This is a genomic window from Eggerthella timonensis (genome assembly GCF_900184265.1).
GTDB classification, from domain to species: Bacteria; Actinomycetota; Coriobacteriia; order Coriobacteriales; family Eggerthellaceae; genus Eggerthella; species Eggerthella timonensis.
On record NZ_FXXA01000002.1, the window covers coordinates 2,653,098 to 2,674,132 of the forward strand.

General features: G+C 67.5%; 18 protein-coding genes. 6 read left to right on the forward strand and 12 right to left on the reverse strand.

Annotation, left to right across the window (positions count from 1 at the left end; translation table 11 throughout):
- Position 1 precedes the first annotated feature (1 nt).
- From C1A15_RS11125 to yfcE, 3 genes are all read left to right on the forward strand, one after another.
- Positions 2 to 541 carry a 4Fe-4S dicluster domain-containing protein gene (locus C1A15_RS11125; RefSeq protein WP_101722636.1) on the forward strand — a complete coding sequence of 180 codons (540 nt, stop codon included), beginning with the start codon at positions 2 to 4 and terminating at the stop codon, positions 539 to 541.
- Positions 542 to 654: 113 nt separating this feature from the next.
- A complete protein-coding gene (locus C1A15_RS11130; protein ID WP_101722637.1) occupies positions 655 to 1,302 on the forward strand; it encodes a TorD/DmsD family molecular chaperone in 648 nt (215 codons plus the stop codon).
- Positions 1,303 to 1,365: 63 nt separating this feature from the next.
- On the forward strand, positions 1,366 to 1,899 hold the full coding sequence (yfcE, locus tag C1A15_RS11135) for a phosphodiesterase (protein ID WP_101722638.1): 534 nt from the start codon (positions 1,366 to 1,368) through the stop codon (positions 1,897 to 1,899).
- On the opposite strand, the gene cydC is transcribed toward yfcE, so the two are convergent.
- The 3 genes from cydC to C1A15_RS11150 form a co-directional block, all read right to left on the reverse strand.
- Positions 1,896 to 5,375 carry a thiol reductant ABC exporter subunit CydC gene (gene cydC, locus C1A15_RS11140; protein WP_101722639.1) on the reverse strand — a complete coding sequence of 1,160 codons (3,480 nt, stop codon included), beginning with the start codon at positions 5,373 to 5,375 and terminating at the stop codon, positions 1,896 to 1,898. The two genes, yfcE and cydC, sit on opposite strands and share 4 nt — an antisense overlap.
- A gap of 3 nt (positions 5,376 to 5,378) precedes the next feature.
- The gene (locus tag C1A15_RS11145) at positions 5,379 to 5,834 is read right to left on the reverse strand and encodes a YbaN family protein (protein WP_101722640.1); all 456 of its coding nucleotides are present in this window, start codon (positions 5,832 to 5,834) and stop codon (positions 5,379 to 5,381) included.
- Between the two features lie 864 nt (positions 5,835 to 6,698).
- Positions 6,699 to 7,499, reverse strand: coding sequence for a type III pantothenate kinase (locus C1A15_RS11150; RefSeq protein ID WP_101722641.1), 801 nt, complete (start codon positions 7,497 to 7,499; stop codon positions 6,699 to 6,701).
- A 145-nt stretch (positions 7,500 to 7,644) separates the two neighbouring features.
- On the opposite strand from C1A15_RS11150, the gene C1A15_RS11155 reads away from it, so the two are divergent.
- Positions 7,645 to 9,360, forward strand: a complete 1,716-nt coding sequence (locus tag C1A15_RS11155; protein WP_101722642.1) for an OPT/YSL family transporter — start codon at positions 7,645 to 7,647, stop codon at positions 9,358 to 9,360.
- A 110-nt stretch (positions 9,361 to 9,470) separates the two neighbouring features.
- Here the strand turns inward: C1A15_RS11155 and C1A15_RS11160 are convergent, their stop codons facing one another.
- Both C1A15_RS11160 and glf read right to left on the reverse strand, forming a co-directional pair.
- Positions 9,471 to 10,493: a glycosyltransferase family 2 protein gene (locus C1A15_RS11160; RefSeq protein WP_101722643.1), complete on the reverse strand. Its 1,023-nt coding sequence runs from the start codon at positions 10,491 to 10,493 to the stop codon at positions 9,471 to 9,473.
- A gap of 4 nt (positions 10,494 to 10,497) precedes the next feature.
- The gene (gene glf, locus C1A15_RS11165; protein ID WP_101722644.1) at positions 10,498 to 11,712 is read right to left on the reverse strand and encodes a UDP-galactopyranose mutase; all 1,215 of its coding nucleotides are present in this window, start codon (positions 11,710 to 11,712) and stop codon (positions 10,498 to 10,500) included.
- A 155-nt stretch (positions 11,713 to 11,867) separates the two neighbouring features.
- Between glf and pta the strand changes: the two genes are divergently transcribed.
- A complete protein-coding gene (gene pta / locus C1A15_RS11170) occupies positions 11,868 to 12,866 on the forward strand; it encodes a phosphate acetyltransferase (RefSeq protein ID WP_101722645.1) in 999 nt (332 codons plus the stop codon).
- 105 nt (positions 12,867 to 12,971) lie between these two features.
- Here the strand turns inward: pta and C1A15_RS11175 are convergent, their stop codons facing one another.
- The 6 genes from C1A15_RS11175 to rnd all read right to left on the reverse strand — a co-directional run bounded on the left by C1A15_RS11175 (position 12,972) and on the right by rnd (position 18,477).
- Positions 12,972 to 14,186, reverse strand: a complete 1,215-nt coding sequence (locus C1A15_RS11175; protein WP_101722646.1) for an acetate/propionate family kinase — start codon at positions 14,184 to 14,186, stop codon at positions 12,972 to 12,974.
- Positions 14,187 to 14,377: 191 nt separating this feature from the next.
- Positions 14,378 to 14,731 carry a histidine triad nucleotide-binding protein gene (locus tag C1A15_RS11180; RefSeq protein WP_101722647.1) on the reverse strand — a complete coding sequence of 118 codons (354 nt, stop codon included), beginning with the start codon at positions 14,729 to 14,731 and terminating at the stop codon, positions 14,378 to 14,380.
- A gap of 69 nt (positions 14,732 to 14,800) precedes the next feature.
- Positions 14,801 to 15,055, reverse strand: coding sequence for an exodeoxyribonuclease VII small subunit (gene xseB, locus C1A15_RS11185; protein WP_180953079.1), 255 nt, complete (start codon positions 15,053 to 15,055; stop codon positions 14,801 to 14,803).
- Entirely contained in the window at positions 15,055 to 16,491 is a 1,437-nt protein-coding gene (xseA, locus tag C1A15_RS11190) for an exodeoxyribonuclease VII large subunit (RefSeq protein ID WP_101722649.1), read from the reverse strand. Before xseA ends, xseB begins: the two co-directional genes overlap by 1 nt.
- 9 nt (positions 16,492 to 16,500) lie before the next feature.
- Entirely contained in the window at positions 16,501 to 17,172 is a 672-nt protein-coding gene (locus C1A15_RS11195; RefSeq protein ID WP_101722650.1) for a zinc metallopeptidase, read from the reverse strand.
- A 159-nt stretch (positions 17,173 to 17,331) separates the two neighbouring features.
- On the reverse strand, positions 17,332 to 18,477 hold the full coding sequence (rnd, locus tag C1A15_RS11200; RefSeq protein WP_101722651.1) for a ribonuclease D: 1,146 nt from the start codon (positions 18,475 to 18,477) through the stop codon (positions 17,332 to 17,334).
- Between the two features lie 75 nt (positions 18,478 to 18,552).
- On the opposite strand from rnd, the gene C1A15_RS11205 reads away from it, so the two are divergent.
- Positions 18,553 to 19,464: a diacylglycerol/lipid kinase family protein gene (locus C1A15_RS11205; protein ID WP_101722652.1), complete on the forward strand. Its 912-nt coding sequence runs from the start codon at positions 18,553 to 18,555 to the stop codon at positions 19,462 to 19,464.
- Positions 19,465 to 19,609: 145 nt separating this feature from the next.
- On the opposite strand, the gene C1A15_RS11210 is transcribed toward C1A15_RS11205, so the two are convergent.
- The gene (locus C1A15_RS11210) at positions 19,610 to 20,728 is read right to left on the reverse strand and encodes a TerC family protein (protein ID WP_101722653.1); all 1,119 of its coding nucleotides are present in this window, start codon (positions 20,726 to 20,728) and stop codon (positions 19,610 to 19,612) included.
- Between the last annotated feature and the right edge of the window lie 307 nt (positions 20,729 to 21,035).

A 21,035-nucleotide genomic window follows, 5' to 3' on the forward strand; every position in this document is an offset into this window, starting at 1 on the left:
CATGGCTGAGCAGTACGGATTCTACGTCGATACGAGCCGCTGCATCAAATGCTGGGCCTGCCAGGTGGCATGCAAGCAGTGGCACGGGATCGAGGCCGGCACCGTGTCGCGCCGCAACGTGCAGGAGACGGTCGACGGCACGTTCCCCAACGTGAAGCGCTCGTTCGAATCGCTGTCGTGCATGCATTGCGAAGACCCCGCATGCTTCGCGAAGTGCCCGCAGGGCGCCATCAGCAAGCGCGAGGAAGACGGCATCGTGGTGGTGGACGACGAGAAGTGCATCGGATGCAAGACCTGCTCGCTGGCTTGCCCGTTCGACGTGCCGCAGTACCGCGAGGTGGAGGGCGGCGGCCTCAAGATGGACAAGTGCGACACGTGCCTGTCCATCGAGCGCACCGAGGAGGGCGACCCGCACTGCGTGGCGGCGTGCCCCATGAAGGCCCTGCATTTCGGCCCGCTCTCCGAGATGGAGCAGCAGGCGACCGGGCGCGGCGGCGCGCGCATGGGGGGCGAGACGAACCCCAGCGTGTACGTGTCCTAGACCCGCGACCACCCGGGGGCCGCGCCTCCCCGCGGCCCCCTTCCCTCCCTTGCCCGAAGGGCGCTTCGGCGCCCTTCGGCACCACGTTCACCGCCGACCACGAGGAGCACTCCATGGATACCGACGACCGCAACCTCATCGAGCTCATGGGCGAACGCGCCCTCGCCTACCGCTTCCTCTCGCGCGCCTACCGCACGGCCCCCGACGCGGCGTTCGTCGCCGCGCTGCGCGCCGCATCCTCGGACCGTCCCGCCGACGACCCGCTCGCGCCCTTCTTCGCGGAGCTGGCGTCCGCCGACGCGTCCGACGACGAGGCGCTGCGCATCGACCTCGCCGCCGATTACAACCGGCTGTTCCTCGGGATGGGACCCCATCCCGTGCCGCCGTACGAGTCGGTGTACACGAGCCCCGAGCACCTGCTCATGCAGGATGCCCGCGACGAGGTGCTGGCCGCGTACCGCGCGCAGGGGCTCGACGCGCCCGACGACTTCAACCTTCCCGAAGACCATCTGGCGCTCGAATGCGCGTTCGCGGCCGAGCTGGCCGCGCGCACGGCAGACGCCTGCGAGCGCGGCGACCGGGAAGCCGCCGACGAGCTCGTCGCCTCCCAGCGCGCGTTCGTCGAGGAGCACCTGGCGGCGTGGGTGCCCGCGTTCTGCGACGATGCAGAAGAGCGCGCTCGCACGTCGTTCTACCGCGGCCTGGCCGCGCTCACGCGCGAGCAGGTGGAAGCCGACCGCGCCGTGCTGGCCGAGCTGTAGGGCGCAGGTCGCGCGCACGGGCCGTTTGCGCTACACTGGCACGACCGATCGAAAGGAACGCCCGTGAAGCTGCTCATCGCATCCGACCTGCACGGCTCCGCCCCAGCCGTGCGCGCGCTCCTCGAGCGCGTCGAGGCCGAGGCGCCCGACCGCATCGCCCTGCTGGGCGACCTCCTTTACCACGGACCGCGCAACGATCTGCCGGAGGGCTACGCGCCCAAGGAGGTCATCGGGATGCTCAACGGCCTGGCCGAGCGCATCGTCGCCGTGCGCGGCAACTGCGACGCCGAAGTGGACCAGATGGTGCTCGACTTTCCCTGCATGGCCGACTACGCCCTCGTCGAGGCCGACGGCCACGAGCTCTACCTCACCCACGGCCATCTCGACCTCGCGCCGCGCCTGCGCCCCGGCAGCGCCTTCCTATCGGGCCACACCCACGTGAAGACGCTCGACGAGCGCGACGGCGTGCTGTTCGTGAACCCGGGAAGCACCTCCATCCCCAAGGACGGATGCGCCGGCTACGCCGTGTGCGAGCACGGCACGTTCGCGCTGAAGGATATGAACGGGGCCGTGCTGGGGGCGGCAGCGCTTCGCTAGCGCAGCCGTCCTCGATCCACCGTGTACGTCGTGTCCGCGATCGCGGCGGTGGAGGCCCGGTGGCTCACCAGCACGATGGTCTTTCCCTCGCGGCCCTCGGCCAGCGCGCTCAGCACGGCGGCCTCGTTCAGGCTGTCGAGGTTCGAGGTGGGCTCGTCGAGCAGCACGAACGGCGCGTCGTGCAAGAACACGCGCGCGAGGCCGATGCGCTGGCGCTCGCCGCCCGACAGCGTCTCGCCCAGCTCGCCCACCGGCGTGTCGAGCCCCTGGGGCAGGCGCTCAACCAGCGCGCTCAACGCCGCTTTGCGGCACGCCTCGGCCAGCTCCTCGGACGAGGCGTCCGGCTTCGCGATGAGGATGTTCTCGCCGATGGTGCCCGCGAACAGGTGCGTCTCCTGCGTCATGTAGCCCTCCGTATCGCGCAGGCTGGCCGTGTTCACGCGGCGCACGTCGATGCCCGACACTTCCACTACGCCGCGCGTGGCGTCCCAGAACCGCATGAGCAGCTTGCACAGCGTGGACTTGCCCGACCCGCTGCGCCCGGCCAGATGCACCACGCTGCCCGGCTCGATGCGCAGGCTCACGCCGTCGAGCACGGGGCGCTCGCCGTAGGAGAAGTCCACGCGGCGCACCGCGGCGCCCGAGAACGCTTCCAGGTCCACGCCGTCGTCGACCTCCTCGATCTGCGGGCGCTCCTCGATGAGCTCGAGCACGCGCGCGCCCGAAGCCAGCGTCTGCTGCAGGGTGGAGCCCAGGTTCGCCACGGCGATCACCGGGCCGAACGACGACATGAGGGCGGCCGTCGCCACGAGCGCGGCGTCCGGACCGATGGCGCCGGACGCGCACAGCGCGCCGGACGCCAGCACCATGGCCACGTCGAGCGCCAGCACCAGCCCGTTCGTCAGCGACATCGCCAGCGCGCCGCGGCCCTTGAGGCGCTCCTCCACCCGCGCGAGCGCGCCCATGCGCTCGTCGAGCTCGCGGGAGCGGTCGGCGGCGCGGCCGAGCTGCAGCGTCTCGCGCAGGCCGCGCAGACTATCCAGAACGAATGCGTTCATGTCGCCGATGCCCTCGCGCAGCGCGCGGCCGCCCGAGCCGCTGGCCTTCGAGGCCACGACGGGCACCACGACGCCTACGAGCACGTAGGACGCGAGCGCCAGCGCGCCCAGCACGGGCGACACCGCGGCGATGAACGCCCCCATGCCCAGCGACACCACGAGCGCGATGATCGCCGGCGACAGCGTGTGCGCGTAGAACACCTCCAGAAGCTCGATGTCGCTCGTGACGAGGGAGACGAGATCGCCTTTGTCGCGCCCCTCGAGCTTCGCGGGCGCGAGCAGGCGCAGCGCGGCGTACACGCGGTCGCGCACGAGCGCCAGCAGCTTGAAGGCCAGGTAGTGGTTGCACAGCTGCTCGCCGTAGCGCAGCGGCCCGCGCGCGACGCCGCAGACGGCCACGAGCACCACGGCCGCGCCGTAGCTCACGGCCTGCGGGAACCCGGCGAGGTCGACGAGCGCGTACGTGCCGAACACGGTGAGGAAGATGGCGGCCGCGAATCCGAGCACGCCCAGCGCGACGGCCAGCAGCATCCAGGGCAGCAGGGGGCGCACTAGCTTGACGAGCTGCAGCATGACCGATAGGTGCGACCTGCTCGCCGGCGTGGCGCCGCGCGCGGGCGCGGCCTCGGGGCGCCGGGCGGGCGCATCGTCGAAGGCGTCGACGAGCTCGTCCTCGGGCTCGCCCATCCGGGCCGCGCTCGAGAACCGCTCGAGCGCGACCTGCTGGTTCCACAGCCGCGCGTAGGCGCCGTCCTGCGCCAGCAGCTCGTCGTGGGGGCCCGCCTCGGCGACGCGGCCGTCCTCCAGCACGTAGATGCACTCGGCGTCAGCCACGGCGGCCAGGCGATGCGAGATCATGATGACGGTCTTGGTGCGCGCCAGCTCGTGGATCACCTCGATGATGGCGTGCTCGCTCTCCGCGTCGACGTTCGACGTGGCCTCGTCGAACACGTACACCGGCGTGTCGTGCAGAAGCGCGCGGGCCAGCGCGAGGCGCTGCCGTTGGCCGCCCGAGAGGTTCCCGCCCTCCTCGGCGATGGCGGCGTCGAGGCCGCCGGCCGAGCGCACGAACCCGTCCACGCGGCAACGCGAAAGCGCATCCCACAGCTCGTCGTCGCTCGCCCGTGGGTCGGCCAGCAGCAGGTTCGAGCGCACGGTGCCCTTGAACAGGTAGCTCGAGAACGGCACGACCGTGACGGTGCTGGCCAGCGCGGCGCGCGACGCCTGCGCGAGCGGCACGCCGCCCACCTCCACCGAACCCGTGAACCCGGCGTTGCGCCCGGACAGGATGCCGGCCAGCGTCGACTTGCCCGAGCCGCTCTCGCCCACGATTCCCGTGAACGACCCGGCGGGCGCGTCGAAGTCCACGGCCTCCAGCACAGTGCGCTCGCCATCGTAGGAATAGCCCACGCCCCGGCACGCGAAAGACGCGCGATCGGGCTCGATGACGCGCGACCCGCGCTCGGGCTCGGGCGTGTCGAGGATGGCGAACATCTTGTCGGCGGCAGCCATGCCGTTCATGGCCGTATGGAAGAACGAGCCCAGCGTGCGCAGCGGGATGAAGAACTCGGCCGCCAGGAACACGACGGCGAACGCCGCGAAGAACGGCACCTGCCCGAGCGAGAACTGCCACAGCGCCATGATGATGCCCACCGCCGCGCCGCCGTAGGCGAACACGTCCATCACCGTCACGGAGTTCAGCTGCATGCGCAAAAGGCGCATGGTGGCCTGGCGGAACGTCTCGGCGTCACGGTTCATCGCCTCGTGGCGCTCCGCGTCGGCGCGGTATATCTTGAGCGTGGTGAGGCCCTGCAGGTTCTCGAGGAACGTGGCGCCCAGGTCGGTGTAGGCGCCCCAGTACGTGCCCATCGCGCGCTTCGCGATCTTCTGCACGGCCACGATGGACGCGGGGATGAGCGGCACGCAGGCCAGAAGCGCGACGGCGGCCGGCAGGCACAGCGGCGCGAGGCAGGCGAACAGCGTGACCGGCGCCGCGACCGAGTAGAACAGCTGGGGCAGATACGAGCCGAAGTAGCTCTCGAGCTGCTCGGTGCCCTCGACGCTCACCTGCACGGCCTCGCTCGTGGCCACGCGCTCGGAGTACGACGGCCCGAGGCGCACGAGCTTGTCGTAGACGAGCTTCCGCACGGTGCGCTTCGCGGCGGCGGCCGCCACCTGGCCCATGCGCTGCGCGAGCGTGAGGCATCCCACGCGCACGACGATGGCCGCCACGGCGGCCTGCACGAGGCTCGCCTGCGACGCCGCGACGTCCCCGCCCTCGATGAGCGCCTGCACGAACAGACCGATGAGCAGCATGAGGGCGACGTTCGCCACGAGCGCGACCCACTGCAGCACCACGCTGGCCACCACGTACTTGCGCGCCGCGGGCACCATCTCCGCCAGCCGTTTGCTGAACATGCCCTAGCCCTCCGTTCGCTCGGGAGCGCGCTCGGAAACGAGCTTTGCCGCGGTTGCGGCCCTGCGATCGGTCTTCACCACGAAGCCGAAGTACACGATATGCGCCACCCACACGGCTGCCACGACGGCGCGCCCCACGGGCACGTTCGCCATCAGCAGAAACGAGACGCCCAACACGAGCGTGACAGGACCCAGCAGCAACAGCTTCGCCTTCACGGTCATGGCGCGCTTCTTCGCGAACCCTTCGAGCACCGTGCGGTACAGCTTCGTCCCGTGGAACCACGTGTCGAGGCGCTCGGAGCTGCGCGCGAAGCAAAACGCCGCGCCCAGCAGAAACGGCACCGTCGGCAGGATGGGCAGCACGGCTCCCAGCGCGCCCAGCCCGAAGCACGCGAAGCCTCCGGCGGCCCACAGCACACGGATGCCGCCGCCCGCGCGCCCGTCCCTCTTGTTCGTCATGCGCTCATCCTTCCCGATGCCGACGTGTGCGCCGGCTATTAGTTTGCTTAATCTAACAAAACGGGAATTGTACGCGATTCAGCAGAATTTGTAAACCACGGCTAATTTTTTCGTCGCCGAGCAACAGACGCAGGGGCCGATGCCCAGCGCGAGCCGCGGCCCGCACCCCGCGCCCGTCACATGAGCCGGCCCGCCCGCCGCGCAGGGGGAGCCACCCGCGCGTCCACCGCGCAGGGGGGAGCCGCCCGGGCCTGAAACATTTGTTCTTGCTTCTCTTTGGCGCAGCTCGCCCCGACGGGCGCAACGCCTCGCGGGCGCCCCCAGGCATCCTCCCGCCACCGAACAGGCGAGAAACCCCCGGATCCGGGCGTCTCGGCCCCACCCCGGGCGGCATCGAACGCTTCCTGCAAGACGGACCCTGCCTTGAACAGGCATGATGCGAGAAAGGGTTTCCCAGCGCGCCTGCGGCCCGACCGAGAACATCCGAATCGGGTGATTCTTTGCGAGACAAAACGTGAGGAGCGGATGCAGCTCTTCGGGTATTGCGCGCCAATGCGCCCCTCCCGCCGCAAATCCGTGCAGTTTTCACCGAGATGTTGCAGTTCGGCGGCGTCCAAGACGCGTTCGTGACCGCGCAGCGCACGACGACCAGGGGAAACGTTCGCGATCGGAAAAGCAGGGGAGCCCGGAGAGCCCGCGTACGTCACATTTCGGTAAAAACCGCGCCCGACAGGCAGCCCTCGAAATAGCAACCCGCCCGATCAAGATGTTTCACGTGAAACATTTGTTCGCAACTCAAAAAGAGCGAGCACAGAGGGATGAGAAGCACGCGCGGCCGCGGACAGCGTGCTCGGACAGGACGCCTCACTTCCTGTTCAGCGCGTGCAGCATGCTGAGGCCGCGGAGGGTGAGATGCTCGTCGGTGCGGGCGATGCGCTGCGAGAGCGCGGCGATGGCGGCGGCGTCCGAGCCCGTGGCGATGACGTCCACGTCGTAGCCCAGCTCGCGCTCGACCATGTCGATGAGGCCGTCGATGAGCGCGACCTCCCCCATCACGACGCCGGCCTGCATGGCCTCGCGCGTGTTCTTGCCCACCACCGAGGCGGGCGCCTTGAGGTCGACCATGGCCAGCTGCGCGGCGGCGTCGGCCAGCGCCTTCGCCGACAGCTTCACGCCGGGCGCGATGATGCCGCCCACGAACGCCCCTTCCTCGTCCACCACCTCGAAGTTCGTCGTCGTGCCGAGGTCCACCACGACGAACGGCGGCTCGTAGGCCGCGCGCGCGGCAACGAGGTCGGCCACGCGATCGGCTCCCAGCTCGCCGGGATCGTTGTAGCGCATCTTCACGCCCGTCTTCACGCCCGGCCCCACCACGAGGGGGCGCCGGCCGCACAGCGCGCGCGTCGCGGCCACCCAGGCGTCCGTCAACCCTGGCACCACCGAGGCGATCACCGCATCGTCGCAAACGGCCTCCTTGCCGTCGCGCGCCCGCATGTCGAAGAGCCCCGCCATCCTCATGCGCGCCTCGTCGGCAGTCATGCGCTCCGTCGTGGTCACCGTCCAGGTCGCATCCAGCTCTCCCTCGACGAAGAGCCCCAGGTTCGTGTCCGAGTTCCCCACGTCCACGCACAGCACCGTGCGCGCCGCGCCCCGTCCGTTGCCCATAGCCGCCTGCCTTTCCGCGCTCTCCCACAATCATGCGAATTTAGCGATGTCGCCGTTCGTTTCCATCCAGTATACTGTACCCGTCCGTTCAGTAACCCGACTTCCCGATCGAGAGGGGAAGCGGATATACGAAAAGGAGAAGAGAATGGATTCTGTCAAAGGGCAGCTGACGCTGCGCGGCATCCTCATAGGCTGCGTCGGTTGCGCCGTCATCACCGCGGCATCGGTGTACACGGCCCTCAAGATGGGGGCGCTTCCCTGGCCCATCGTGTTCGCGGCCATCATCTCGCTGTTCTTCCTCAAAGCGCTCGGGCATGGCAAGGCCAGCCTCAACGAGGCGAACGTCACGCATACCGTGATGAGCGCCGGCGCCATGGTGGCGGGAGGCCTGGCCTTCACCATCCCCGGCATCTGGATGCTCGGGTTCGCCGACGAGGTGGGCGTTTACGAGATGCTGCTCGTGGCGCTGTCGGGCGTCGTGCTCGGGCTCGTTTGCACCGTGCTGCTGCGCCGCCACTTCATCGAGGACGCCGAGCTGGAGTACCCCATCGGCGAAGCGGCCGCGCAGACGCTCATCGCGGGCGACAAGGGCGGCAAGACCGGCTGGAAGCTGTTCGGGTCGATGGGCATCGCTGGCGTCTACACGGCGCTGCGCGACGGGCTGGGGATGATCCCCGCCATGCTGTTCGGCAACGTCGCCATACCCGGCGTCGCGTTCGGCATCTACAACTCCCCCATGCTGCTGGCCGTGGGCTTCCTCGTGGGAACCGGCGCCGTCGTCGTATGGTTCGTCGGCGCGCTCGTCGCCAACTTCGGCATCATCGTGGGAGGATCGGCCGCCGGGCTCTGGGACGTCGCGTCGGGCCAAGGCATCGTGTCGAGCCTCGGCATGGGCGTCATGATGGGCGCGGGCCTCGGCGTCATCTTCAAGAACATCTTGCCCAAGGCCGTGCGCATGCTGCGCGACACGCGCGGCTCGGTGGCGTTCGGCGCCGCTGCGGCCGACGACGCGGCACCCGCCGGCTCCAAGGGATCGCGGCGAGCCCGCATGCGCCTGTCCGCCGGCGTAGCAGCGTTCGCCGTGGCGGCCGTTGCGCTCGTCATCTGCTTCGGGTTGCAGCTGGGCCCCGTGCCCGCCCTCATCGTGGTGGCGCTCGCCTGGGTGGCCACGGCCATGAGCGCGCAGAGCGTCGGCCAGACGGGCATCGATCCCATGGAGATCTTCGGGCTCATCGTGCTCTTGGCCGTGGCCGCCGCGTCGAACGTGCCGCAGGTGCAGCTGTTCTTCGTCGCGGGCATCGTGGCCGTGGCGTGCGGCCTGGCCGGCGACGTGATGAACGACTTCCACGCCGGCCATGTGCTGGGCACGTCGCCGAAGGCCCAGTGGATCGGCCAGGCCATCGGCGCCGTCATCGGCGCGGTGGTGGCCGTGGCCGTCATGGCCGTGCTCGTGAGCGCCTACGGCCCCGAGTCGTTCGGCCCGCAGGCGTCGTTCGTGTCGGCGCAGGCGTCCGTCGTGGCCACGATGGTGGCCGGCATCCCGTCCGTCCCGGCGTTCGCCCTGGGGCTTGCGCTCGGGTTCGGGCTCTACCTGCTGAACTTCCCCGCCATGATGCTGGGGCTCGGCATCTACCTGCCCTTCTACATGTCGTTCACCGCGTTTCTGGGCGCGATGGCGAAGGTGGCGTACGACTTCGTCTGCAAGCGCCGCCGCGCGAAGCTCTCGGGCGAGGAGGCCGCCGAGCGGAAGCTAGCCCAGGGCGAGACGGGGCTCGTCGTGTCGTCCGGCCTGCTGGGAGGCGAGTCCATCGTCGGCGTCCTCGTGGCGCTCGCCGCCGTGGCGACGGGGCTGGGGGCGTAGCCGAGATACCGCGTCGCCCGATTCGTACGGTTTTCGGCACAATTCCGTACGTTTCGGGCGACAGTGCGCGTGCGCGGACGACTCTGGAGCCATCCGTCCCCGCCGGGATGCTAGTTGAACTTGAAGATCTTCTGGGCTACGCGGTAGCCGGTGATGCCTATCTTGCGGCCGAGCGGCGTGGGCAGGTTCGTGCCCATGTTGAGCGTGCTGCGGCGGATGGGGCGGTAGGCGTCCGGGTTGTGCTCCTTGAGGTAGTCCCAGATCCCCTCGCGCTTGTCCTCGGCCTCGTCGGTGCCGATCATGCGCAGGAAGATGGAGCAGATGCACATCATCATGGACAGGTAGTTCTCCATGTAGCGCTCGAGGCGCTTCTCGGACACGTCGTCGGGCAGCTTCACCGCGTCGATCATCTCGCGCGTCACGCGCAGCTGCTGGTCGATGCGGCCCATCATTACGCTCTCGTTCACGCTCTGATCCTCGCGGCCGATGAAGTAGCGGTACATGTCCACGTCGCGGTAGTAGATGGTCTTCACGTAGGGCAAGGGCACGTACACGAAGATGTTGTCCACGTAGAAGCAGTGCTCCGGCAGTTTGAGGCCCATGTCGCGCAGCAAATCGGTGCGGTAGATAACCGAGTGCATGAGCAGGTACTGGCTCTGACCGAAGTGCCCCACCTCGTCCCAGCCGAACTCGCGGCCTTCGGGGAACACGTTGCGGTAGTGCATGATCGTGCGCGCGCCCTCGTGCACCTTCTCGTAGACGTAGTTGCCGATGACGAGGTCGGTGGGGTGCGGCAGCTCGGCCTGGCGACGCACATACGCCATGATCTCGACCATGGCGTGCTCGTCGAGCCAGTCGTCGGAGTCCACTACCTTGAAGTAGCGGCCCGTCGCGTGCGCGAGCCCCGTGTTCACCGCCGAGCCGTGGCCGCCGTTCTCCTTGTGGATGGCGCGGATGAGGTCGGGGTGGCGCTCCTGCCAGGCGTCGGCCTTGGCGGCCGTGTCGTCCTTCGTGGACCCGTCGTCGACGATGAGGATCTCGATGTCGTCGCCGCACTTGAGAATGGACTCGATGCAGTTGTCCATGTACGCCGCCGAGTTGTAGCACGGCACGGCGAAGGAGATGGTCTTCATGAGGCTACCCCACCAGCTCGTCGGCGAGCGCGAGCGCGCGGCCGATGATGACGTCCATGTTGTAGTAGCGGTACTCCGCCAAGCGCCCCAGCGGATGGAAGTTCGGCAGCGACGTGGTGAGCGCCCGGTAGCGTTCGTAGTGCGCGGCGTTCTCGTCGTTGATGATGGCGTAGTACGGGATCTGCTTCTTCGGATCATCGTAGGAGTGGCTGTACTCCTTCATGATGGTGGTCTTGTCGCTCACCTGCCCCGTGAGGTACTTGAACTCGGTGATGCGCGTGTAGTCCTCGGTCACCGTGAAGTTCACCGTGCCGCAGGGCAGCACGTGCTCGGCGTCGTGCGTCTCGTACACGAAGTCGAGGCTGCGGTACGGCAGGCGGCCGAAACGCGACAGGAACAGCTCGTCGAGCGGGCCCGTGTAGATGATGGGGCCCTCGAACGGCGCGCCCTTGATGAGGATCGCGGACAGCGGGGCGTTCTCGTCGTCGCTCTCGAACTCCAGCTCGAACACGTTCTCGGCCTCGGTGTTCAGGCACACCATGATGTTCTCGTGATCGAGCATGCGCTCGAACAGCGGCGTGTAGCCGTCGCGCGGCATGCCCTGGAAGGCGTCCTGGAAGTAGCGGTTGTCGCGCGACAGGAACACGGGCACGCGCGCCGTCACCGACGGATCCACCTCCTCGGGCGTGAGGCCCCACTGCTTCTGCGTGTAGTAGAGGAACACGTTCTTGTAGATGAAGTCCGCCACCTCGGTGAGGTCGGGGTCGTCGAGGCTCCGCAGCTCGGTGATGGTCACCTTGCGCTCGTCGCCGAACGTGGCGATGAGCTTCTCGATGAGCTCGGCGGCACGCTCCTCGCCGAACGCGATCTCCATGGAGTTCTTGTTGAACGGCACCGGCATGTACGTGCCGTACCAATCGGCCAGCACCTCGTGCTGGTAGTCGCGCCACTCGGTGAAGCGGCGCACGTAGTCGAAGGCGCGCTCGTCGTTCGTGTGGAAGATATGCGGCCCGTAGCGGTGCACGAGGATGCCCGCCTCGTCGGCCTCGTCGTACATGTTGCCGCCGATGTGGGGCTTCTTCTCGATGACGAGCACGCGCTTGCCGCCGCGCTCCGCCAGCTCGCGCGCCATCACGCTGCCGGCGAACCCGCTGCCCACCACCACGGCATCGAAATCGCCTCGATCAATGTCGCGAAAATCGCAGAACCGCACACCCATGGGTAACCTTCCTTTGCGTCAAGAGAATCATGAGGGCCTCTCCGGCCCGAAATATGCGCGTTTGCACTGAGGACGTATTATAGCCCCGTTTTTCCGACGCGATGGGTAGTATCATACTTACATCGGAAAACGGACAATACCAGAAGGGATCGCCCATGAGTTCATTCCTGGAAACGATGCTCGCCCGCGCCAAAGCGGATCGGCAGACGATCGTGCTGCCCGAAGGCGACGACGAACGCACGCTTGCAGCTGCCGAGCGCATCCTGGCCGACGACGTCGCCGACCTCGTCATCCTGGGCGACGCCGACGCCATCGCTGCCAGCCCCTACGCGCTCGAGGGCGCGCGCATCGTCGACCCGCGCACGTCCGAGCTGCGCGAAGGGTTCGCCGAACAGCTCTACGAGCTGCGACGCGCCAAGGGGATGACGCCCGAGCAGGCGATGGACCTCATGGACAACGTGCTGTACTTCGGCGTGATGATGGTGAAGACCGGCGGCGCCGACGGCATGGTGGCCGGCGCGTGCCATGCTACCGGCGACGTGCTGCGCCCCTGCCTGCAGATCCTCAAGACGGCGCCGGGCGTGAAGCTGGTCAGCTCCTTCTTCATCATGGTGGTGCCCGATTGCGACCTGGGCGAGCAGGGCACGTTCCTGTTCTCGGACTGCGGCCTGGAAGTGCAGCCCGATGCCGAGAAGCTCGCGCACATCGCCGTGAACTCGGCGAAGTCCTGGAAGACGCTCATCGGCACCGAGCCCGCCGTGGCGCTGCTGTCGCACTCCTCCTACGGCTCGGCCAAGAACGGCGATTCCGCCAAGGTGGTGGAGGCCGTGTCCATCGCGAAGGAACTGGCGCCCGAGCTCGCGCTCGACGGCGAGCTGCAGCTCGACGCGGCCATCGTGGGCTCCGTCGGCGCTTCGAAGGCGCCCGACTCCCCCGTCGCCGGACACGCCAACGTGCTGATCTTCCCCGACCTCGACGCCGGCAACATCGGCTACAAGCTGGTGCAGCGCCTGGCGAAGGCCGAGGCGTACGGCCCGGTGACCCAGGGCATCGCCGCGCCGGTGAACGACCTTTCCCGCGGCTGCACCGCCGACGACATCGTCGGCGTCATCGCCATCACCTGCGTGCAGGCGCAGGCGAAGAAGGCGGAGTAACCGAGCCCGCCCGCCCCGTCGGCCAGGCGGGGCGGGCGTTGCGAGCATAAGAAACGGGCCCGCGATTCGTCGCGGGCCCGTTCGCATGCAGGGTCGAAAGGCGGCTTACACCAGCGGGACGTCCACTTTCTCGTGGAGGATCTCGTAGGTGTCGCGGGCGATCATGTACTCCTCGTTCGTGGGGATGATGATGATCTTGACCGGCGAGCTTTCGGTGGAGATCTCGCGCTCGAAGCCGCGCTGGCGGTTCTTCTCCTCGTCGAGGATCATGCCGAGGGGCTGCAGTCCCGTGAAGATCATGCGGCGCATCTTCTCACAGTTCTCGCCGACGCCGGCCGTGAGCACGATGGCGTCCACGCCGCCCATCACGGCCATGTACTGTCCGATGTACTTCTTCACCGAGTTCGAGTACATGTCGTAGGCCAGCATGGCGCGCTCGTGGCCCTGCTCGGAGGCGTCGCGCACGCTGCGCAGGTCGTTCGAGATGCCCGAGATGCCCAAGAGACCCGACTTCTTGTTCATGAGGTCGTTCATCTCGGCGGCGCTGAGGCCCTCGTGCTCCATGACGAACGGCACGATGGCCGGGTCGACGGCGCCGCAGCGCGTGCCCATCATGAGGCCGTCGAGCGGCGTGAGGCCCATGGAGGTGTCCACCGCCACGCCATGGTCGATGGCCGACATGGAGCAGCCGTTGCCGAGGTGGCAGGTGATGAGCTTGAGGTCCTCGAGGGGCTCGTCGAGCACGGCGGCGGCGCGCTCGGATATGTAGCGATGCGACGTGCCATGAGCGCCGTACTTGCGGATGGCGTACTTCTCGTACAGCTCGTAGGGCAAGGGGTACATGTAGGCCTTCGGAGGCAGCGTCTGGAAGAACGACGTGTCGAACACGGCCACCATGGGCGTGTCGGGCATGTGCTTGAGGCACGCGTTGATGCCCATGAGCGCCGCCTTGTTGTGCAGGGGCGCGAGCTCGGCCAGCTCGTCGATCTTCTCGATGACGTCCGCGTCGATGAGCACCGAACGATCGAAGTACTTGCCGCCCTGCACGATGCGATGGCCCACCGCGTCGATCTCGTCGAGCGAGTCGATGGCCTTCGCCGGGCCGCTCGTCAGCGATTCGAGCACGAGCGCCATCGCGTCGTCGTGGTCGGCCATCTTGGCGTCGATGACCTCCTCGTTCTTATCGAGGCCGTGCTTGTGGAACGCCTCGGCCGAGCCCACGCGCTCGCAGATGCCCTTCGCGAGCAGCTCCTGCTGCTCGACGTTGACCAGCTGGTACTTCAAGGAAGATGATCCCGCATTGATGACTAGTACGTTCAACGACCTGCCTCCTTCAGTATTCCTAAAACGCTTATTTTAGGCGCGGTCGAGAACCTCCGAGCGCAAACGGCCCTCAGTATCGGCCAACGGCGCGCCGCTCACCGAAAACACGACCGGGGCCGCGCGGGCTGCAAAGCAGCCGAGCGGCCCCGGATGTCCCATGTGGGGTCTGCCCCCGAATGGGACAGGCGTCACTTCTTCGATGGATCGCCCGAGTTCATAGGGGCCCCGCCCAGCACGTGCACGTGGATATGGTGCACGGACTGCTGCGCGTCGTCGTTCGTGTTCACGATCACGCGGTATCCGCTCTCGGCGATGCCTTTGATCTCGGCGACCTTCTTCACGGTGTTGAACAGGTAGCCCATCTCCTCGTCGGGGATGGCGTCGCCGATGTTGTCGTAGTGGTTCTTCGGCACGATGAGGGTGTGCACGGGCATCTGCGGGTTCACGTCCTCGAACGCGAGCACGCGGTCGTCCTCGTACACCTTCGCCGAAGGGATCTCCCCCGCCACGATCTTGCAGAACAGGCAGTCTTCCTTGCGCATGGCTCTTCCTTCCTTCTTCGTCGATCGGCGGAGAGCGCGGAAGCCCCCTCGCCGCTGCCGCCCGATGAGCTAAGACAGCGTCGCGTCGCGCGTCGCGTCGTCGACCTCGCCCTCGAGCTCGCCCATCAGCACTTCCACCTTCTGCTGGGCCTCGTTCAACCGGCCTTGCAGCGCGCGCAGGAGCGATACCCCCCGCTCGTAGCTCATCAGGCTGTCTTCCAGCTCGAGCGAGTTGCTTTCCAGCACGCGCACGATGCCGTCCAGCTCCGCCATGGCCTCGCGGAACGTCAGCTCCTCGATCGGCTTGCACTCGGTCGTATCCATCACCCTTCATCCTCCCAACGTATCAGCTCTATCTCCTCATGCCGCGCCGACTCGACGCGGCACGCCAGCACGCCGTCGGAGACGGTCACCTCCAACGCCGAGCCCGGCGGCGCGGCATCGACGCTTTTCGCCACGGACCCGTCTTGCGTGCGGGCGATCGCGTAGCCGCGCCCGATGACGGACAGCGGCGAGAGATCCTCCAAGCGCGCAGCCGCCAAGGCCGCCTGCTGCCCGAACCGCGGCACGATCCCGGAACCCAAGGCCTGCATCCTCTCGCGGGCGTGGCCCGCCCGCACGCGATCGCGTTCCAGATTGGCGGGCAGCGACGGCAGGAAGCGCTCGCGGCACCGCTCGAGGGCCGCACGCTCGCGCGCGACGCCCTCGGGCAGCAGGCGCGCCAAGCGCTCGCGCTGTCGATCAAGCGTCGTGCGGTCGCGCTCGAGATTGGCGGGGATGGCGCGGAACAGGCGCTCCGAGGCCAGGTCCAAGCCTTGCATCCAGGAGGCGAACAGGAGGTTCTCATCTTGGAACACGGGCCGTTCGGCGCATCGGCGCACCTCGGCGGCAGTGCGCTCCACCGCGCGCGACGCGCTCATGGTAAGCGAGCGCGCATGCGCGCCGAACAGCTCCTCCAAGCTCTCGCGCGTAGGCGTGACGGCCATGGCCGCGTAGGTGGGCGTCGAGGCGCGGCGGTCGGCCACCATGTCGGCGATGAACGTGTCGGGCTCGTGCCCGATGCCGGTGACCACGGGGATAGGGCACGCCGCGATGGCGCGCGCCAGCGCCTCGTCGTTGAAGGGCATCATGTCCTCGTACGAGCCCCCGCCGCGCCCGACCAGCATGACCTCCACGCCGGCGCGGTACATGCAGCGCATGCCCTCGACGATGTCGGCGGCGGCGCGCGCGCCTTCCACCCGCACGCCCGCCACCAGCACGCGAGCCACCGGGAACCGGTTGCGCAACGTGCGCAGCATGTCGTGCACGGCGTCGCCGCGCGGCGAGGTGACGATGCCGATGGTCAGCGGGAACTGCGGGATGGGGAGCTTGCGCGCCGGGTCCATGAGACCCTCAGCCTCCAGCTTGCGAGCCAACGCCGCCACCTGCGCGCGCAACGTGCCCTCCCCCGCGAGAGCGAGCGAGAACACGTCGAAGTTCATGCGCCCCTTCGCCGCGTACAGCGTGAACCTGCCGGAAAGCTCCACCAGCTGGCCGACGGCAAGATCGACCCCGCAGGCCTTGTAGCGACCCATCCACATCATGCAGGACAAAGCGGCGTCCTCGTCCTTCACGGTGAAGTAGACGGCCTTGTAGCCGCGCTTGCTGCTCACCTCGGAGACTTCGCCCACGAGGCGCACGACGACGCCTTCGAGCGCTCCCTTCGCCAGCGCCATAGCGGCCGATACGGAAAGCGCCGGCTCCTTATCGCGATCCCCCATCGCCCGGCGCTAGTCCCGGCGCTGACCGAGCAGCCACAAGAGCTGCAGGATGGAGGTGAGGGCCGCGGCCACGTACGTGAGCGCGCAGGCGCGCAGCACGTTGAACGAGCCGGTCTGCTCGGCCTGCGGCAAGCCCGTCGTGTTCATGTAGGCCATCGCGCGCTGCGAGGCGTTGAACTCGACCGGCAGCGTGACCAGCTGGAAGATGACGACGGCCGCGTACATGACGATGGCGAGCGTCGTCAGCTGGGTGATCTGCATGAAGATACCGAGCATGAGCAGGAAGATCCACGCGTTCGACGCGAGGTTCACCACGGGCACGAGCGCCCCGCGGATCTTCATGGGCGCGTATCCCTGCGCGTACTGGCAGGCGTGGCCCACCTCGTGGCACGCGGTGGCCGTCGCCGTGATGGATCGGCCGCTGAACGCGTCGGGCGACAGCGTGACCGAGTTCGTGCGCGGGTCGAAGAAGTCCTGGCCGGGTCCGCCGCGGTGCACCTCCACGTCGCCGATGCCGTAGTACATGAGCATGCGGCGCGCGGCCTCGGCGCCGGTGAGGCCCGTGGAGATGGGCACGTGCGTGTACTTCTTCAGCTGGGAGTTCACATACCAGGTTGCCAAGCCGCCGATGGCGAGCGTGACCACGATCAGCAGCAGGTATCCGTTGCTCAATCCGAACATAGGTTATAACACTCCTTCAAGGGGTTGCATGCGCGGGCGCGGGCGCCCGCATCGTTTTCGTTCGCCGATATTCTATAATGAAACAGATGATCGCCTCGAAACCGTCATCGATTCAGCGTGAAAGATTCGCAACTGCCGGCGCGAAAGCGCCTGCGCGCCTCAGTCCCGATGCTCCACGCGCAGCTCCGAGCCGTCGATGCTGAGCGCGATCCTGCCCTCCAACAGCTCCAGCAGCTCCTCGCCCACGAGCGCACGGCGCCACCCGCGCAGAAGGTCGATGCCCTCGCGGTAGCCCCGCGCCACGCGCGAGAGGTCGTCGTGGCTGGCCAGCGTGGGAAACGCCACGCCGTTCTGCTTCGCGCGCAACCGCACGAGCGCGCACATGAGGTCGAGTTCCGCATCGACGTTGGGCTCGTTCTTGCCGCAGCGGTCGGGCTCGGGCCAGGTGTCGGGCGAGGCGTCCACCGCCGCCGCGATGAGGGCCACCACCGCGCGCGCGTCCTTCGTGGACAGGCGGTCGGACAGCCCGCGAACCATGAACAGGTCGTCGATGGAGCGCGCCTCGCGCTTGCAGGCCTCGACGATCTGCTCGTCGGTGACCACCCACTTGCGCGGCACGTCGCGCCGCTGCGCCTCGAGCTCGCGCCACGCCGCAACCTCGCGCGCGGCCGACAGCTGGCGCCGTGACAGCTGCGAGACGCGCTTGAGCCGCTTGTAGCGCTCGCGCTCGTTCGTGGCGTAGCGCGCCGGGTCGGCCATGTCCTCGAAGTCGCGGTCGAGCCATGCGAGGCGCCCGAGCTCCACGAGCTGCGAGCGCATGCGCTCGTACATGCGCGGCAGGTACACCACGTCGTCGGCCGCGTACTCCAGCTGCGAGTCCGACAGCGGGCGGCGCGACCAGTCGGTGAACGAGTCGATCTTCTTGAGGGTCACGCCGCACTCGGCGTGCACGAGCGCGGCGTAGCCGATCTGCTGGGTATGGCCCAAGAGCGCGGCGGCCACCTGGGTGTCGAACAGCGGATGAGGCAGCACGCCCACCTCGCGCAGCAGGATCTCGAGATCCTGGTTGCCCGCATGGAACAGCTTCATGACGCTCTCGTTGCGCAGCACGGGCGCGAGCACGCGCAAATCGTCGACGGCGAAGGGGTCGACGATGGCCGTCTCGTCGTCGGTCGCGAGCTGGATCAGGCACAGCTTGGCATAGTAGGTCTTCTCGCGCAAAAACTCCGTATCGATGGCCAGCACGCTGGAATGCATGGCGCGCTCGACGAACGCCACGAGGTTTTCTTGGTTTGCTATGTACACCCGGTGTTCCTTACCTTGTGTTTCTCGGTTCATGTTGTACCATGCCATCATAGCAAACGATTGGAAAGGGAACCGGTGAAACTGCTCGTCATCAACAACCTCTCGTCCGGCTTCGGGGAAGGAGCCGTCTACGACTTCGTGCGCTCGTTCGCCCAAGACGGCGACGAGGTGTGCTTGCGCTCGACGGACGGGACCACCGGCGTGAGCACCCTGCTCGCCGACGCCGCATCGTTCGACGCCGTCATCGCGAGCGGGGGCGACGGCACCGTGGCCACGGTCAGCTACATGCTGGCCAACTCGGGCATCCCCGTCCTGCCCTTCCCCGCCGGCACCGCGAACCTGCTCGCGCTCAACCTGGCCTCGCCCATGGAGCCGCACGCGCTGGCGAAGATGGTGCGCGAGGGCCGCACGCTCGACTTCGACCTCGGCGAGATCGACGTGGCGGACCGCAAGTTCGGCTTCGGCATCATGGCGGGCGCGGGCTACGACGCCGCCATCATGCACGGCGCCGAGGCCGGCAAGCGCCTGTTCGGACCCATGGCCTACCTTTCGGCCGCCATCGCGAACCCCCTGCCGCAGAAGTCGCACTTCACCATCGACCTCGACGGCGAGCGGGTGGAGAGCGACGGCCTGGGCATCCTGCTCGTGAACTTCTCCAAGATACAGTTCGACATCACGGTGACGCACGACAACAAGCCGCGCGACGGCGAGTTCAACGTGGTGGTGCTCAAGGCGAAGACCGCCTTCGACCTGATCCCCGCCGTGTTCGCCGGCCTCCTCGACCGCGGCGGCGACTTCCCCGACCGCACGGGAGCCCTGGAGATCCACCGCGCCCGCGAGGTGCGCGTCGAGGCCGACCCGCCCATGGAAGTGCAGTACGACGGCGAGGCGACGCGCCTCACGACGCCGTTCTCGGCGCGCATCGTCCCGCGCGCCGCGCGCTTCTTCGTCAGCGAAGAAGGCTACGAGCTGTTCGCCTCCGAGTAAACGGCGGTGAGACAGAGGGGTGAGACAGAGGGACGGGGTAATTGTCTCATTCGCGTGCGAATGAGACAATTACCCCGTCCCTCTGTCTCACCCCTCTGTCTCACCGTCCCAAAGCGGCCCCTTTCGGGGCCGCTTCCGTTGTCGGCTACTTCTCTTCCGGCACTTCGTAGGCGGGCTCGCCCGCGTCGCCGGCGTCCTCCACCGTCACGTTCTCGGCGCCGATCTCGAGCGGACGGCCGAAGGCGGCGCTCGCCGTGTCGGACGTGGCCATGAGCTCCTTGAACGACGCGGCGTCCTCACCCGCCATCGGCATCATGACGTACACGTTGTTGCCGATGATGACCGGCGTGATGCGCTCGGCGGGCGCGCCTGCCGCGTCGGATGCGCCCGCAGGCTGCGGCTGTGCGCCCTCGCGCTTCATCTGCTCCATCATCTCGGCGCGCACGTTCTCGATCTGCGCGGCCGTCTCGTTCTTCCAGCGGTCCTTGCGCCACGCGAGGAAGTTCGCGTTGTAGCGCATCTGGATGAGCTCGAGCACGATGCAGAACACCATGGCGAAGTACACGATCAGCTTCTCGAGCGGCATGTGCAGAAGCTCGATGCCGGTGTGGAAGCCGGCGCTGTCGATGACGAGCAGGCCGCCGATGGCCACGATGAACGTGAGCGCGAGCATCTTCATCTCGGGATGGCCGTTGATGAAGTTCGAGATGGGGTCGATGAAGATCATCATGAGGAACACGGCGAGCATGACGGCGATGATCATGATGATGAGGTGATCGGCCATGCCCACGGCCGTGATGACCGAGTCGATGGAGAACACGAGGTCCATGACCATGATGGTGCCCACGGCCTGCGGCAGCGCGATGCGATGGAGCGCCTTGTGCTCCTCGCAATGCTCGGCCTTGACCTCGGTCAGCTTGAGCGTGTCGCGCAGCTCGGCGACGCCCTTGTAGATAAGGTAGCCGCCGCCGATGAGCAGAACGAGGTCGCGCACCGAGAACCCGTGCGCGTACGGCCCGAGGTCGATGGTGAACAGCGGCGTGGTCATGTGCACGAGGAACGAGGCGAAGCACAGGAAGACGATGCGCATGACGAGCGCGCCGGCCAGGCCGAGCTTGCGGCCGATGTGCTGCTTGTCCTCGGGCAGGCGGTTCGTCGTGATCGAGATGAACACCAGGTTGTCCACGCCGAGCACGATTTCCAGGAAAATGAGGCTGACCAGGCTGATCCATGCCTCGGGTGACGCGAAGATTGACAGATCCACGGGTTGTTAGCTCCTTCTTCAGATTCCTCGTCCGTTCCGCGGGCGGGCAGCGTCCATAAAAAAAGACTCATGGCGCGCCGCACGATGCAAGCTGCGCCATGAGTCTCGTTATTTAAGACACGCCAGGCCTTCCGGCCATGATGTTGAACGTGCCGCTCGCATATCCGAACATGCGAGCCAACTACTCCCCCACGGGTGTTCGGTATCCTAACACGACGCCCCCAGCTCGGCAATTGCAAAAAGGGGAATTTAACGCAACCCGTACAAATGTCGTTGACGCGCAGGGTTGCGCGCAGGTCGCGGCGGG